17 protein-coding genes and 1 tRNA gene are annotated in these 15253 nt (G+C 44.7%); 4 read left to right on the forward strand and 14 right to left on the reverse strand.

Annotated features, from left to right (window positions below):
- The first annotated feature begins 298 nt into the window (after positions 1 to 298).
- Positions 299 to 667 (forward strand): DUF2512 family protein, encoded by a 369-nt coding sequence (locus AAHF22_RS08720; protein WP_347324606.1) that lies wholly within the window; start codon positions 299 to 301, stop codon positions 665 to 667.
- A 186-nt stretch (positions 668 to 853) separates the two neighbouring features.
- Here AAHF22_RS08720 and dnaB read toward each other — a convergent pair whose 3' ends face one another.
- The 9 genes from dnaB to rpsF form a co-directional block, all read right to left on the reverse strand.
- On the reverse strand, positions 854 to 2212 hold the full coding sequence (gene dnaB / locus AAHF22_RS08725) for a replicative DNA helicase (protein WP_347324607.1): 1359 nt from the start codon (positions 2210 to 2212) through the stop codon (positions 854 to 856).
- Positions 2213 to 2214: 2 nt separating this feature from the next.
- On the reverse strand, positions 2215 to 2658 hold the full coding sequence (rplI, locus tag AAHF22_RS08730) for a 50S ribosomal protein L9 (protein ID WP_347324608.1): 444 nt from the start codon (positions 2656 to 2658) through the stop codon (positions 2215 to 2217).
- Positions 2655 to 4664 carry a DHH family phosphoesterase gene (locus AAHF22_RS08735; protein WP_347324609.1) on the reverse strand — a complete coding sequence of 670 codons (2010 nt, stop codon included), beginning with the start codon at positions 4662 to 4664 and terminating at the stop codon, positions 2655 to 2657. The genes rplI and AAHF22_RS08735 overlap by 4 nt, the downstream gene beginning before the upstream one ends.
- A 12-nt stretch (positions 4665 to 4676) precedes the next feature.
- Positions 4677 to 5612 carry a DUF2232 domain-containing protein gene (locus AAHF22_RS08740; RefSeq protein ID WP_347324610.1) on the reverse strand — a complete coding sequence of 312 codons (936 nt, stop codon included), beginning with the start codon at positions 5610 to 5612 and terminating at the stop codon, positions 4677 to 4679.
- Between the two features lie 107 nt (positions 5613 to 5719).
- Positions 5720 to 6166, reverse strand: coding sequence for a CBS domain-containing protein (locus AAHF22_RS08745; RefSeq protein ID WP_347324611.1), 447 nt, complete (start codon positions 6164 to 6166; stop codon positions 5720 to 5722).
- A gap of 214 nt (positions 6167 to 6380) precedes the next feature.
- Positions 6381 to 7415: an LCP family protein gene (locus AAHF22_RS08750; protein WP_347324612.1), complete on the reverse strand. Its 1035-nt coding sequence runs from the start codon at positions 7413 to 7415 to the stop codon at positions 6381 to 6383.
- 542 nt (positions 7416 to 7957) lie between these two features.
- A complete protein-coding gene (gene rpsR / locus AAHF22_RS08755) occupies positions 7958 to 8233 on the reverse strand; it encodes a 30S ribosomal protein S18 (protein WP_188778322.1) in 276 nt (91 codons plus the stop codon).
- Between the two features lie 21 nt (positions 8234 to 8254).
- Positions 8255 to 8758, reverse strand: a complete 504-nt coding sequence (ssb, locus tag AAHF22_RS08760) for a single-stranded DNA-binding protein (protein WP_347324613.1) — start codon at positions 8756 to 8758, stop codon at positions 8255 to 8257.
- Between the two features lie 44 nt (positions 8759 to 8802).
- Positions 8803 to 9090 (reverse strand): 30S ribosomal protein S6, encoded by a 288-nt coding sequence (gene rpsF, locus AAHF22_RS08765; RefSeq protein ID WP_320543182.1) that lies wholly within the window; start codon positions 9088 to 9090, stop codon positions 8803 to 8805.
- Between the two features lie 225 nt (positions 9091 to 9315).
- Between rpsF and AAHF22_RS08770 the strand changes: the two genes are divergently transcribed.
- Both AAHF22_RS08770 and AAHF22_RS08775 read left to right on the forward strand, forming a co-directional pair.
- Complete coding sequence (locus AAHF22_RS08770) at positions 9316 to 9678, forward strand: type II toxin-antitoxin system RelE/ParE family toxin (RefSeq protein ID WP_347324614.1); 363 nt, start codon at positions 9316 to 9318, stop codon at positions 9676 to 9678.
- A gap of 215 nt (positions 9679 to 9893) precedes the next feature.
- The gene (locus AAHF22_RS08775; protein ID WP_347324615.1) at positions 9894 to 10169 is read left to right on the forward strand and encodes a helix-turn-helix domain-containing protein; all 276 of its coding nucleotides are present in this window, start codon (positions 9894 to 9896) and stop codon (positions 10167 to 10169) included.
- A 178-nt stretch (positions 10170 to 10347) separates the two neighbouring features.
- Here the strand turns inward: AAHF22_RS08775 and AAHF22_RS08780 are convergent.
- Positions 10348 to 10439, reverse strand: a tRNA-Ser gene (locus AAHF22_RS08780).
- A 249-nt stretch (positions 10440 to 10688) separates the two neighbouring features.
- On the opposite strand from AAHF22_RS08780, the gene AAHF22_RS08785 reads away from it, so the two are divergent.
- Complete coding sequence (locus AAHF22_RS08785; RefSeq protein ID WP_347324616.1) at positions 10689 to 11510, forward strand: purine-nucleoside phosphorylase; 822 nt, start codon at positions 10689 to 10691, stop codon at positions 11508 to 11510.
- A 714-nt stretch (positions 11511 to 12224) separates the two neighbouring features.
- Here the strand turns inward: AAHF22_RS08785 and AAHF22_RS08790 are convergent.
- From AAHF22_RS08790 to AAHF22_RS08805, 4 genes are all read right to left on the reverse strand, one after another.
- Positions 12225 to 12449, reverse strand: coding sequence for a DUF951 domain-containing protein (locus AAHF22_RS08790; RefSeq protein WP_347324617.1), 225 nt, complete (start codon positions 12447 to 12449; stop codon positions 12225 to 12227).
- Positions 12450 to 12915: 466 nt separating this feature from the next.
- The gene (locus AAHF22_RS08795; RefSeq protein ID WP_347324618.1) at positions 12916 to 13932 is read right to left on the reverse strand and encodes a mechanosensitive ion channel family protein; all 1017 of its coding nucleotides are present in this window, start codon (positions 13930 to 13932) and stop codon (positions 12916 to 12918) included.
- Positions 13933 to 13967: 35 nt separating this feature from the next.
- On the reverse strand, positions 13968 to 14225 hold the full coding sequence (locus tag AAHF22_RS08800) for a putative Se/S carrier protein (protein ID WP_347324619.1): 258 nt from the start codon (positions 14223 to 14225) through the stop codon (positions 13968 to 13970).
- A gap of 301 nt (positions 14226 to 14526) precedes the next feature.
- Positions 14527 to 15033, reverse strand: a complete 507-nt coding sequence (locus AAHF22_RS08805; protein ID WP_347324620.1) for a DUF4446 family protein — start codon at positions 15031 to 15033, stop codon at positions 14527 to 14529.
- Positions 15034 to 15253 lie beyond the last annotated feature (220 nt).

Genomic DNA, 15253 nt, shown 5'->3' on the forward strand with positions numbered 1-15253 from the left:
AAGCACTATTGCGCTTTACCGCAGCATTTACAGTGTAACAGGACAATTTTTTAAAGTCAAATGAAAAGCGAACGATAACATGATATAAAATTATCATCGTTCGGAAATAAAACATTATCACTTGCAAATTTGAATTTTTTTCGAAAATGGCAACTTTATTTTCAAAGATGCCTTTCTGCCTATAGGGAATATTTCAGTACAAAATTCAATTTTATTGTTTAATAAGATCGCTGACGTTTATTAATAGTTAATAATACATTTTATACAAGATAATTACTCAGCAAAGGAGGAATGGATAATGGATAAGATTGCAGCCAAAGTTGTCGTGAATACGATCATTGTCGTTGCGTCACTCATGATGCTCAGCAATGCCGGACTATGGGGTTCTATTCTGACTGCGCTCGTGCTTGGTGTGATCGCTTATGTCGTAGGCGATATGCTTATTTTGCCAGCTACCAGCAATATTGTAGCTACATTAGCGGATGCGGTGCTGGCGTATATCGTTCTGTGGGCTGCTTCAGCGATGGCTGGTTGGACGATGTCGTATATTGATCTGTTCGTACCGGTCGTTATTCTTGGTGTGGTGGAATATATCTTTCATATCTGGTTGCTGCGTGATGGCATTCCTGGCAGACTAAGCCGTACAGATATGAATGGACGGGCTTAATCAGAATTGTGAAATTCTAGCTTCATTTTGATCGAAACTGTGCTTTATATAATTGCGTATAGACTGATTAGATACAGCTTAGTCTATCCGTGTAATTCGGTATGATTATGTATAAACCCTAAATTTAAAAGAAACGCCGCCCCATCCGTTATCCAAACGGAATCAAGGCGGCGTTTTGTTATCCATCTATCCAGTAAACATATCCGATTGGACACGTTCATAATTAACGAATTTATTAAAATTTTTCAAAAACACCAGCTCGACCGTACCGACCGGACCGTTACGCTGTTTGGCGATAATGATCTCGATGATGTTCTTTTTCTCGGTATCCTGATTGTAGTAATCATCCCGATACAGAAACGATACGATATCGGCATCCTGCTCAATCGATCCGGATTCCCGCAGGTCAGACATCATCGGCCGTTTGTCCTGACGCTGCTCGACACCACGGCTCAGCTGAGACAGTGCAATAACCGGTACATGCAGCTCACGGGCGATCTGCTTCAGTGTACGCGAGATTTCGGATACTTCCTGCTGACGGTTTTCGCCAGCTTTACCTCGTCCAGAAATGAGTTGCAAGTAGTCGATAACGATCATACCAAGACCCTTTTCCTTTTTCAGACGACGGCATTTGGCACGAATCTCGGATACGGTAATACCGGGTGTATCATCGATATAAATATCCGATTCCGACAGGGACGCAATCCCCATCGTCAGCTTCATCCAGTCCTCTTCCTTGAACTCCCCTGTACGCATAACGCTTGCATCCAGATTGGCTTCCGCACAGATCATACGTTGTACCAGCTGTGCAGCCGACATCTCCAGACTGAAAATCGCTACCGTTTCCTTCGCACGTACTGCGACATTTTGCGCAATATTTAGTGCAAACGCCGTTTTACCTACCGATGGACGTGCGGCTACGATGATCAGATCACTGCGCTGGAAACCAGCTGTCATTTTGTCCAAATCGATAAAGCCGGTTGGAATACCGGTCGTATTCCCACTCGTTTCACTAAGCATTTCAACCCGCTCGAACACTTCCATCAACACATCACGAATAGCGATAAAGCCACTACCGCTGCGGCGATTGGAAATTTCGAGAATTTTGCGCTCAGCGTCACCCAGCATGCTGCCGACGTCTTCGCCGCCGGTATAGCCTTCGCTCACAATCTGCGTCGCTGTACGAATCAAACGACGCAGCATCGATTTCTCTTCAATAATCTGTGCGTAATAATCTACGTTGGCTGCGGTTGGCACCGCATTGGCTAACTTCGCCAGGTAGCTGACGCCGCCCACATCTTCCAGCTGCGCACGATCTTGCAGCAGGGATGTTAGTGTAATCAGGTCAATCGGCTGATTCTCTTCCCCCAGATTAACCATGGCTTCATAAATTAACTGGTGGGATTTGTCGTAAAAGTCTTCGGTGTCAATACGCTCCATGACGCTGATTAGCGCTTCCGATTGCAGCAAAACTGCACCTAGAACCGCCTGTTCAGCTTCCAGATTCTGTGGAGGAACCCGGTCGTAAAATATTTCGCCGCCCATGCTTATTCCTCTGTAACTTGGACTTTAAGCGTAGCTTTCACTTCTGGATGAAGTTTTACCGTTACCTGCGTCACACCCAGCGTGCGGATTGGCTCATCCAGATCAATTTTACGCTTGTCGATTTTGTGGCCCTGTTTGGACAGTGCTTCAGCAATTTGCTTGCTCGTAATCGCACCGAACAGGCGACCGCCTTCACCAGATTTGGCTTTCAATTGAATCGTAAGCTCCTCCAGCGTTTTGCCCAGCTCCTGTGCCGCTTCTTTTTCCTCTTGCTTTTGACGCTCTACCGCAGCGTGCTGTGTTTCGAGAATTTTGATGTTACCGCCTGTAGCTGGTTTCGCGTGACCATTTTTGATCAGGAAATTTTGTGCGTAACCGTCCGATACTTCTTTAACCTCACCTTTTTTACCAGTTCCTTTAACATCTTTTAGCAAAATGACTTTCATTCAAATAACCCCTCTTCCTCATTCATTTGATTCAGTATATCGAGCAGACGCGCTTCCGCATCTGCGATATTCCCTTCAAGCTGTACAGCAGCGTTCGTTAAGTGCCCACCACCGCCCAGACGCTCCATCACGACCTGTACGTTCATCTTGCCCATCGAACGAGCACTGATGCCGATCAAACCATCCATACGCTCGCTAATGACGAACGATGCGTACACATTGTTCATATTAAGCAGTGAATCGGCTACCTGCGCAATGAGCATCTGTGATACTTGATGCCCTGCATCGGTAACGGCAAGTGCAATATGCTCATGGATGATGCGAGCCTGCTTCATAATGTCCGATTTGGCGATAAATTCAGCCAGATCTTCCTTCATCATCTGCTGCACCATTACCGTATCAGCACCGTTACGACGCAGGAAGCCTGCGGCCTCAAATGTACGCGAGCCGGTATGCAATGCAAAATGCTTCGTATCGAGCGTAATTCCTGCCAGCAGAGACGTAGCTTCAAGTGTAGTGAACTGCACTTTGTCATGAATGTATTGCAGCAATTCAGTGACCAGCTCACAGGCAGATGACGCATACGGCTCCAGGTAGACAAGTACCGCATCATTAATGAACTCCTCGCCGCGGCGATGATGATCAATGACCACCACGCGGCGTGCGCGCTCAACTAATTTAGGCTCAATCGTCATCGATGCTTTATGCGTGTCCACGACAACCATCAGCGTACGCTCGGTGATGATGCTGAGTGCTTCCTCTGGCGTAATAAGCCGCACAGACAGACGCTCATCATTGTTGATACGCTCCATCATACGTTCAATCGACGGATTGACCCCATCCAGCACGATATAGGCCTCTACCTCGTACATATCGGCTGCTTTAAGTATACCGATACAAGCACCAATCACGTCCATATCCGGCACTTTATGTCCCATCACCAGCACCTGATCGCTATCCAGCATCAGATCGCGCAACGCATGAGCGATCACGCGCGCACGCACACGGGTACGTTTTTCGATCGCATTGGATTTGCCTCCGTAAAAGGACAGGCGCTGCTCGGCACGAACAGCTGCCTGATCGCCACCACGACCAAGCGCCATATCGAGACTGGATTGCGCCAGTTCGCCCAGCTCACTAATCGTCTCTGTACCAAAGCCAACCCCAATACTGAGCGTCAGCGGAACTTTCAAATCCGCTGTCATCTCACGCACTTCATCCAAAATGACGAAGCGGCTCTGCTCCAGCTCACGCAGTGATTTGCGATTCAGCAGCAGCAAATAACGCTCAGACGACAGGCGACGTACATAGATGCGATAAGTTTTCGCCCAATCGGTAATGCGAGTCGCTACCCGTGCGATCAGACTGGCGCGAAGCTGATCGTCCATCCCTTGCGATGCTTCATCAAAGTTGTCGAGCAGCACCACACCGATGGCCAGACGCTCATCTTCATACCGATCACGCAGACCGGCAAACTCGGTCACATCCTGCACATAAATCAGACGTTCATCCGGCAGCACGATACACTCTAATGTACGCGCATCGTGCTGTAGCTCAAACCGAACTTCCTTGATCGCACTCTTGTCACGGGATGCTTCCTTACGAGCATCCAGCGCCTTTTTATACTGCTCCTGAAAATGATTAAAACATTCATCCAGCGGCGAACCGACCAGCGTCTTACGTCCAAACAGACCAGCGATATAGCGGTTATGCCATTCAATCGCAAACTTGTTATCATACAAAACAAGACCGAAAGGAAGCGTACTAACCGCTTCCTCTTCGACGCGCCGGATGCGAAACGACAGACCGGCAATGTATTCATCCAGTTCACGGCGAAAAGCAAGTTCTGAACGAACCAGAATCGCAGCGAACACGGCGACTGCACATAGCGCCACCAGTCCGACGACCCAGTTGAACCAGGAGAGCACGATCACAAGCACCAGCATGAGCAGTGATGCCCATACTGACCGGTATCCGTGCCAGCGGTTTAGCAAAAAATTAGGCATCATTCATCACCCTTACCGTTTCGGTCTCGTAATATACTCACGGAGCGGAAATGCCAGATCCAGAATACCGATAATGCGCAGCGGCGGAATCAGTACAACTACGATCGATAGCACAAAGGGCAAGAAAGAACCCCATTTCCGATGATTCGCCCAGAAAAATACAAAGCCAATCGTTTGAATCGTAAATGCCAGATGCACGAGCGGCATAAAGTTTAATACAATCGCAGCCAGTACACCTGTAATATTGGCACGCGCAATGATCTCTAGAAAGACAGCGATCAGATAATACCAGATGAGTGAACGCGGCAGACGCCAGTCACGCGCTGGTTTCAGGCGTGGCACCGAATAGCCCATACTTTCCAGCAGCGGACGCGAGATCGCATGCGTAATGATTGCCATCGTAAAGGAGGCAATAATCAGTCCACTTGGAATGAGCGTGAGCGTATAATTGCTCAGCCCGATAATATACTCTGGTGTCAGCACATCGCTCAAATCGTTGTTCACATCCGCCATCGCACGCAGTGGCGTGATCGCAATTTCGATCACATCACGCACATACTGACCGAGGCTGAAATGGAACACGGCTGTCGCAATAAGCAGCAATACGAGCAGCTCGACCAGAGCCGTTAATCCGCCTGCAAAAATAATCCGCAGTGCAGGGGTGAATTTTTTGTACATCCTGCCCATAACGATACCCGGAATCATAAAAAACAGACCGAGTAACGGTAAAAACAAACCCGCCTGTCCGGCAAAAATTAAAGCAAACAGCCATACCGGAATCATATGCATAATGAATTGGCGCAAGGTTAATGTTGAATACAGCACGACGATGGGTACGATGAGAAATAGCATACCAATGACTCTGAGAGATGTTATTAAAGATAGCAGCAGGAGCAGATATGCAGCGCTCCAGGCTATGGATGTCCAGCGCAGTTTCAAACGATTCACCTCTTACGCACAAGTTGTTCGGCCTCGCAAAAAAAGATTTACTCATAATTATAGCATAGACGAAGGCACGGACGCACGGATTTATACAGCGGGTACAGCCTCCTGCATTAGTTGCCGGAGATCCGGTTTTTCTCAGCGACATACTCGCCGCCACGTACAAATTGCTCACAATATTCAATAATCTGACTCCGGCGGACGATTCCGATAAATCGGTTCATATCATCAACGACCGGCACAAAGTTCTGCACTTTAGCGAGATTAATCAAATCTTCCATATTGGCATCAATCGATACCGGCTTATCATCCCGTTTGAGCGGAATTTCGGACAGCATAAATTTTGAAGCATTTTCAAACGTAACCTTACCACCGGAATTTTTCATAAACCAGAGCAGGTCTCCTTCGGTAATCGTACCGACGTACTTTCCGTTCTTATCCAGCATCGGAATTGATGTATAGCGATGGTACTCCATCCGTTCCAGCGTCTGGCGCAGCGTCGAATTAAGGGTGACGCAAACGACCTCCTGCTTCGGTAGCAGAAAAAACGCGATATTCATGAACAAACTTCCTCCTCGTCGTATTACGGCCTTCAGGTGCCAGGGAGCACCTGGTGCAGCAAAGAATGACTCGATGTAGCGACAGATATAACTAGGAATTACCCGGCTTAGCTTTTCTATCGCAATAGATTGATATCGTACCGTATAGCATGGTGACGATGCTTCTCTTCTATTTTAAGCGATAAAGGGATCACAATAAAGCGAGTTGCCCAAGTTAACGCACTTCCGAGCCGGATGTGACCGTTTCTGCGTTACCTTCAGCGGCATCTTTCGTTGGCTCGGACGGCTTTGCGTCTGGTCCTTCCTTGCTCATCCAGTCATCGATCAGCTGCTTGGCCTCTTTTAATTCATCCTCGTGCGGGATATCGTAATAGACGCCATCGATCTTTTTACCTTCGCCTGCAATCGTAAATGCTTCGACCTGTGGTTCACCAGTACGCAGCAATTGACTCAAAATACCGGTTAATAGCTCCGGCCGCATATCGGTTTTAAAATTATCACCCATAATTTGAAGCAACTCTGGCACACGATCCAGCTGCTTTAACTGAAACGCCTGATCCGCCATCGCCTGCAAAAAGATCTGCTGACGCTTTGTTCGATTAAAATCGCTATCTTCGCGGTAGCGCACATAATAAAGCGCTTCCTGTCCTGAATATATCGGCTTATTCGCTTTGACCGTGAACTGCTCATGATTCGGATCACGGTTAACGATATCTTTGTCGATCGGCAGCTTCACCCCACCTAGAGCGTCCACAGCATCGACCAATCCATGAAAATTAATCGAAGCATAATAATTTAACTTTTCATCTAAAAAATGCTCGACCGTATCCATCGTCATTTTGATACCGCCAAATGCGTAAGCATGATTAATCTTGTCCATCCGATCGCGCCCGACAATTTCGGTATACGTATCGCGTGGAATCGAAATTAACAAAATTCGATTTTCCAGCGGACGCACGACAGCATAAATAAGCGTGTCTGAACGCGCCTTCTCGTTCTCACGCTGATCACTACCGACGAGCAAAATCGAGAACGGTTCGGTCATCACGACAGCCGGCTCCGTTTCCTCCTGCTCACCGCCAACCTGACGCACAGGCTGATACGTCTGCTGAAGCTGAGTTTCCAGTGAATCGGCAACAAACCAGTCAAACATCGTCGCAGAGATTGGCTTCCACCATATCCACAAACTCGCGACGAGCAGCAAGCAAGCAGTCGCAATACCCGTCCCTATTTTTTGCTTTCTTGTCATTGTCCCATTCCTCATTTCAGGCAGGCCTATGTTTTAAGTTCATTAAACGTAAGATGCGCGGAATGACACAAATTACATTATTTGACACCACCAGCTCCAGTGTGGAGGATGATCGGCTTCATTGCAAGTATTTTGCAGAAACCATTCTTCATGCTGTACTTTCTATTATACCAAATATAGATTTATCTTTTTAAGTATACTATTGATACGTTGTATACGTATGTTATTTATACACAAGGCGATGGATGGCTGCGTATTTAGTAAACAGAACCTTGTGATATGCCGCAATACTTATAATGTTCTTACTCATCTAATGTTCTTACTCATCTAATGTCCTTACTCATCTAATACTCTTACTTATTCCCCAATAGATCACCGCCGCCAATCAGAACGTAATCACGCAATACCAATACACCAATACGTAGTCTGCGCTTGCTCATCCCTTCACAGGCATATAAAAAAGCGTACAGCTAACCGATTTCACGAGGAAATACGGCGCTGTACGCTCGGGCTGATTCGCAGACAGGCTGCAAAGTCAGAACCTATTCAGTAGTGTATGGCAGCAATGCGATTTGACGGGAACGTTTAATCGCAGTAGTCAGCATACGCTGATATTTTGCACTTGTACCAGTCACACGACGCGGCAAGATTTTGCCACGCTCGCTAATAAATTTACGAAGCAGGTCCGTATCTTTATAGTCGATGTGAGTGATTTTGTTTACAGTGAAGTAACATACTTTACGGCGTTTGTTGCGACCGCGGCGTCCACCTGGACGTCTGCCTTCGCCATCTCCGCTTTCACGTCTATTAAAGCTCATCTGATTCATCCCTTTCTTACATTAAAATGGTAAATCATCATCGGAAATATCTATCGGTTTACCGTCATCGGAAAATGGATCGTGATTGTCGCGAGAAGAGCTGTTTCCATTGCTGCTGCGGTTATTGCTGCTGTTGTTGCCGCCATTACCGCCGCCGTAAGGTGCTTCCTCACGATAGCCTCCACTATTGCTGTTACCACCCTCGCGATTCGATTCAAGGAAACGTACATTATCGGCAATAACTTCAGTCACGTATACACGTTTACCTTCGTTATTCTCGTAGTTACGCACTTGAATGCGACCTTCAACCGCCGTTAAGCGGCCTTTGCGCAAGTAGTTGGCGCAGGTTTCTGCCAGTTGTCTCCATGTTACGACCGGAATAAAGTCCGCTTCGCGCTCTCCACCCTGGCTCGTAAAAGGACGATCCACTGCCAGCGTAAACTGCGTCACAGCCACACCTGCAGGTGTATAGCGAAGTTCCGGGTCTTTGGTCAACCGTCCGATCAAAATGACACGGTTTAACAATCCAATCCCCTCCTCAAACGAGTTTACAATTCAATACTTAGAACTTACTTCGTTACGTCTACAGTAATCAGATAACGAATAACGTCATCAGAGATCTTCATGATACGCTCAAGTTCAGCTACTACAGCAGGAGTTGCTGTAAAGTTAACCAGAACAAAGATACCATCACGAATTTTGTTGATCTCATACGCAAGACGGCGCTTGCCTTGAACATCATGGGCAGTTACTTCGCCATCAGCTGTAATGATGCCTTTGAAACGTTCAGTCAACGCTTCAACAGCCTCCTGTTCCAGTTCTGGACGCAGAATGTACATTACTTCATAGTTGCGCATAGTTTTCACCTCCTCTTGGACTAAGGCCCCTGATCCATGCCAGGAGCAAGGAACGAGCACAAACTCGAACTGTAATATCATATCATATATAGAGACCATATACAACAATTTGTTTAATAATTAAAGACAAATTTAGATTACTTGCTTTATGGTAACATAAATGTTACCATAAGTTTATATTAATCAAATATTTTGTAAAAGAAAATTATTTTAGGAGCTGGAAAGATGAGCAATTATCGTATCCAGCAGTTTCAGAATCTTTTGTTCTCTCAAGAAGCATTTCAGCTCATACAAGGCAATAGCGATGTTCCAAAAAAAGTACAACTCAAAATGCTGGAAGGCTTCGGATTACTTAATATGCATGGAACGGATAAAGATTTTCTAGGCAACAAAATAGAAAATACTAAACGTTCTAAAATTTGGGAGCTAAAGATTAAAGGTCCTTCCAAGACTGAATGGAGAGTTCTATTTAAGCACATCGGCCACGGTGAGTATGCAATGCTTCATTTTTTTCTCAAGAAAGACGAGAAAATTCAAGAAAGAGATTTTGATGCTGCAAAACGTATTTGCGTAAGAGAAGGCTGGTAGCCTTCTCTTACAAAGATATTCCTAATAATATTTTCTAATTTACAGATTAAGAATGTTACAAAGCAAAATCATTTTCAAAAACTTTTAATCGAGGAGGAATAATTCAATTTCAAAACAACAATGTGTAAAAATCTATTTAATTCACAAAGTTTATACTTGAGTGTCTATGTTATTAAGAAGCTAGATAAATTCAATTAAAAAGGAGTCTTAAATAAATGAAAAATAATCGGGATACTGTTGTCTTTGATCTTAGAGACCTGAGCATCCCCGATGACTATTATTCAATATCTCAGCCAAAATTAGAAATTATTGATTCAATTAAAAAAGAAATAAATAAAAAAGGACTTACTGTTAGAAAACTAGGAAATATTATTGGGATGAAGCATCCTCAGATTGTAAGAGTAACCAATGGAGAAAATTATAATATTGAAACTTTGCTTAAGATTCTTAATGCACTTGATCTTGAGATAGTCATTCGGGAGAAAAAATAAAAACTTATATAATTAACTTAAAATTATTGTAGATTCAGCTGAATTTAGAATCATATTAAAAAATAACCAATAACTTTAGACAAAGTTATTGGTTATTTTTTTACATAAAAAAGCTCTGCCGCAGAAACTGCAACAGAGCTTAGTCACGAATCATATATGTAACAAATCAATAATGGGATGGCGGAGAGAGAGGGATTCGAACCCTCGCACGCCCTAAGACGCCTAACTGATTTCGAGTCAGTCCCCTTATAACCGCTTGGGTACCTCTCCATAACCATATCGCTGTTGAACATCGTCAAACGAAGCGATCAATTTACAACAAAATTGATTATACTTCATCCTTTCCCGATTGGCAATAGACACATTACCATTTTGTAGATGACGTTTGGTGGACTATACTACGATAACCTTTATTTACACGCTATCCGGCATCTTTTACACTGAAGAGACATCATCGCATACGGCCCGAAGATACCGGTACAGGTATTCACTTCAATTCAATCAGGGGGAATGTTCACTATGCATCAATCACAACATATTCAGGAAGCAAAAGACTATATTTTGAGTCGTACAGGCGCGATTACGCCGGCGATTGGTCTTATTCTCGGTTCAGGTCTTGGCGGACTTGCGGACGAGATTGAGCAAGCTACCGTTATCCCTTATTCGGAAATTCCTCATTTTGCTACATCGGCTGCTGTTGGTCATGCAAACGAGCTAGTCATCGGTCAATTGATGGGGCAAACGGTCGTAGCGATGAAAGGTCGCCTGCACTACTATGAAGGTTTTACGTTGAGTGAAGTCACATTCCCTGTCCGCATTATGAAAGCACTTGGCATAGACAAGCTGATCGTGACAAACGCTTGTGGCGCTGTGAACACAAGCTTTGCGCCAGGCGAGCTGATGCTCATTACCGATCATATTAATCTGGTGATGAACAATCCGTTGATCGGACCGAACAATCCAGAGCTGGGCACACGTTTCCCGGATCTGTCCCAAACCTATCATCCTGAAATGCGCGAAATCGCCCTACGTGTTGCCGCCAAGCAAGGCACCTCGCTACAACAAGGTGTGTACGCATGGTGGACAGGTCCTGCTTATGAAACGCCTGCCGAAATTCGTATGATTCGCACACTCGGTGCAGACGCCGTTGGTATGTCTACCGTACCGGAAGCGATTGTAGCTGTACACGGCGGCATCAAAGTGCTGGGCATTTCCTGTTTGACTAATATGGCCTGTGGTATTCTCGATCAGCCACTCAGTCATGATGAAGTGATTGAAGTTGCTGCTAAAGTAAGAACAACCTTTGTCGATTTGATTAAAGGTATTTTGCAGGAGGTTTAAGTTCAAATTTAGGTTTAGGTTTAGGTTTAAGCTTCGGTTTAAGGCTTCGAAAGCTTCGAAGGTTTAGAGATTTAATAGTGATTAATGAGTAAGTTTTTTTCTAAACGCAAAAACGTTATTACCATTTGGGGATGTTGTCTTTTGGCAACGACGGATGGTTGACGGATTTAGCTGATTGATGTTAATTTGGATAAATTCTCAATTTGCCTGTATTCTGTTTTATGCATGATCATACGGTCGGTACATACGACGGATGTTCAAGCAGATCAATAGATGTTAGGCGATCCCATGTCCATATACAACAACGATAGGATAAAACGGAACGACTATGTAATGATCCTATCCGTCAACTATACTTTCATATCGATCATTGCGTATAACTGCTCAGCCCAGATCAATTAAAATCCTATTAAAAGCCACTTTAACACTCGCTTCTTTTGACCCGTTGCATTCGATCTATTTTTCCTGTTTCAAAAGGACTGAAGTTCGCAGCTATACCTATTAAAAAGAGGTTATCCACAGTGGATAACCTCTTTTTGTACGCGTTTTCCGTCATTATTGACTTTATATTCATAGAAAAGCGCTATCATTGAAGCTGTGGATAAACTGTTCATGACTTTTTTCGCTTTGACCCGTTGGCAAACTGCTACGATCAATCCGCGATTCTGTTAAAATCGTCTTTCGCTCGTAATGGGTATGCTCGTTCGAGCTTCGTCATTCTGGTGTCGGTGCTGATGCGCTGGCATCATGGGCAGAACGAAGTACCTTTTTCATATTTTTCTCAAACTTCGCTCGTGGCACGAGTACACTGTGTTTACAGCCTACGCACTTGATGCGGATATCCATTCCCATCCGTATAATCTCCATCTCATTGCTGCCGCACGGATGCGGTTTTTTCATCTGTACGATATCTCCCAGCTCAAACTGCTTACGCTCCATTCGGTTCACTCCTTCCGCTCATCTGCATGATCTATGCCTCATTATATTATCGTTACCAGCCTGTGGATAACTATGTGAATGAATGAGATGCACCTCATCATGCTCTTATCCACAACCATTTTAGCAGATTTTGTGTGTTTTAGGTTACTGTGGATAAAATTATACGCAGCAAAACGACCTGCAACTGTTTCGTCACAGGCCGTTTGGTTTGACTTCATATGCAGTATTCGATATTCAATGTCTCTTATTTTGTAATACAAATAGATGAACTATTTTAACATACGTAAACCATTTTACATTCAATTCGGCTCGTATTTTCCATATTATTTTCAATCGTGTAGAGGAGCGGATAGAGAACTTCTGTACTCTTCTACTACCTTTCCATCGCGATCATTTATGCTCGTCAGTCGTTTATTCCATCAGTATCCCTACAAGCTATACCTCACGACCATACGTTCACTACTGCTCAATCATTTGAAATATTCGGATCACGCGCCTCATTGGCTTCCGTCCGTAGCTGCTCTCCAGCCGCTGCTTGCTGTGCGGCTGCTCGCTCTGCTTCTTCGATCGCCTTTTGCTCCTCATCTTTGCGCTGCCGCTCCTTCTCCCGATCCAGCTCTTGCTTCACTGCGGTATGAATAGCGCGTTCTACATCTGAGCGAGAATTCGGTTGACACTTCGCAATAATACGCAGCGAATATTCCCCTGTCGTCAGCGTTTGAATACCAAGCACCTCAGGTACATCGAGCACTTCAAGCTTATCGGTTTTCATATTTTCGGTCGCACGCATCACTAGATCTCTTGCATCATCGAGTGAACGCTCCATACTCATCGGAATGTCCACTACAGCGAGCGAATTGGAGAGCGAGAAGTTCGTCACGCTAATAATCGATCCGTTCGGAATGATATTGACCTCACCATTCCAGCTGACCAGTCTGGTCGTGCGTAAGCCTACCATTTGTACCGTGCCTTTATATGTACCGGTTTGAATCACATCGCCCACCGCGAATTGATCTTCAAAAATAATGAAAAAGCCGGTAATAATATCTTTTACGATACTTTGTGCACCAAAACTGATAGCCAGTCCGGCTACACCGGCACCTGCCAGCAACGGTCCCAGATTAAAACCAAACTCATTTAATACAAGCATGATCATAATAAAGTTAAACACACTTGAAACGACATTTTTACAAAGCTCACCGATCGTTATAAAGCGGCGTGGATTCGTAGCAAGTCGACTCTTATCTCGTCCTGATAACGAGCGCTCAATGACCTTATTGATCAACTTAATCGCAATTCGTGTCAGTATAAAAATAATAATGATGCGAATTAATGAAAAAGCGACATGCGTCCACATCGGTACATCTGTTATCCATGACCATAAACTATCTGTAAATCGATTAATCTCTCCTGTTGCATCGCTGGCAATTCCGCTACTCAGCAAACTCGTTGTCCACTGATTCGCTGTGTCGTACAATTTCATACGTTATCCTCCTTGCTGTTTGTCATGCTGACTCGTTATTCGTATGACTCGATGGCAATATACGTCTCGCCTTGCTGACGAAATATCCCTCTAATCTCAACCTGCTCCTGCACGACAATATGCTGCACCTGCTCCAGTGCATGATCAGGAAACTGTAGGCATAGGGCGCAGCCTGCTGTAATCTGCTTTGGTGTGGGGAACATATCATTTTCAATGTCTGCATATTCCAGCAGCATTTCTGCACGTAGCGCCTGCTGAGTCGAGTCAAAAGCCATCACCAGATTACAATCCATCTTTACCTTTACCCCTCCTGGCATCAACTGTCACGTTCAAGCTATATTTGTATCCTCTTATGCATCCTATGACGATCTATGCAAATAGGCAAACTATGAGCCGGTATGACAGGATGTAGCTCAACATAATATCCCTATTGTACGCAAAATTAGCTTCAATGTTCAATCTTATCTCCATAAAGCTAGCACGATCCCCATATGAAAAACCGTCAAATACAGTGCTACTCTTGCTGTAGCATGACTTTGACGGTTCATAATGAGGATCTGTATTTACGACTATGTTCCAAGCTTGTTTGTTTAATCAGTTTTTGGCTGAGGAGCGTGCCAGGTTAATCGCTTCCTGCTCTTCTGGAGACAGATTATACGTGGATTGACCTGCTGCAATCGGCTTTGCATATACATAAGAGCTATCCCGATTGTGTAGACCGGTTAATACAAGTCCATCCATATTGTCATTCAACAACGCAACGGAGAAACTAAGGTCACTACCATGCTCGGAGAACGCATTGTAACGCTTAATACCTGTATACGCCTGTACGGTACGCAGCTTCGCTTCAATCGCGGCAAAGCGTGCTGTTTTCTGCTTTTCTCCATCTTCCAGTGAATCCATTTGCAGCTTCAGATCAAGCAACAGAGATTCCAGATCGTCTACTCCACTGCCGGCCATCATTAGCTCGTAGCGTTTACGCATTTTACGAAGCTTGGCGCCCTGCACGATTACAATAATCAGTAGCAGTAGGATCAGAAATGCGATTACACCCAAAATCAAAAATAGTTGCTCCGCAACCAGACTGTTCAATTCCGCCATCGTTGTCCGCTCTCCTCTTGTTTCTTTGCCTTACCGGGATGCTATGCCTATATTGCATCCGCATAGCTCCTGTACTCTGTCTGTCCGCCATCCATCATAATCATTTCGTTCATCTTTACTATTCGTTTCGGCTTCATGTCCATTATGAATCCTATAGAATTATACTTGGATGAACGGCTTTGTTCCATTACCGTTACAAATTTGTAATTTGTTTTATGGA

The organism is Paenibacillus wenxiniae (genome assembly GCF_039822605.1).
Taxonomy (GTDB): Bacteria; Bacillota; Bacilli; order Paenibacillales; family Paenibacillaceae; genus Saccharibacillus; species Saccharibacillus wenxiniae.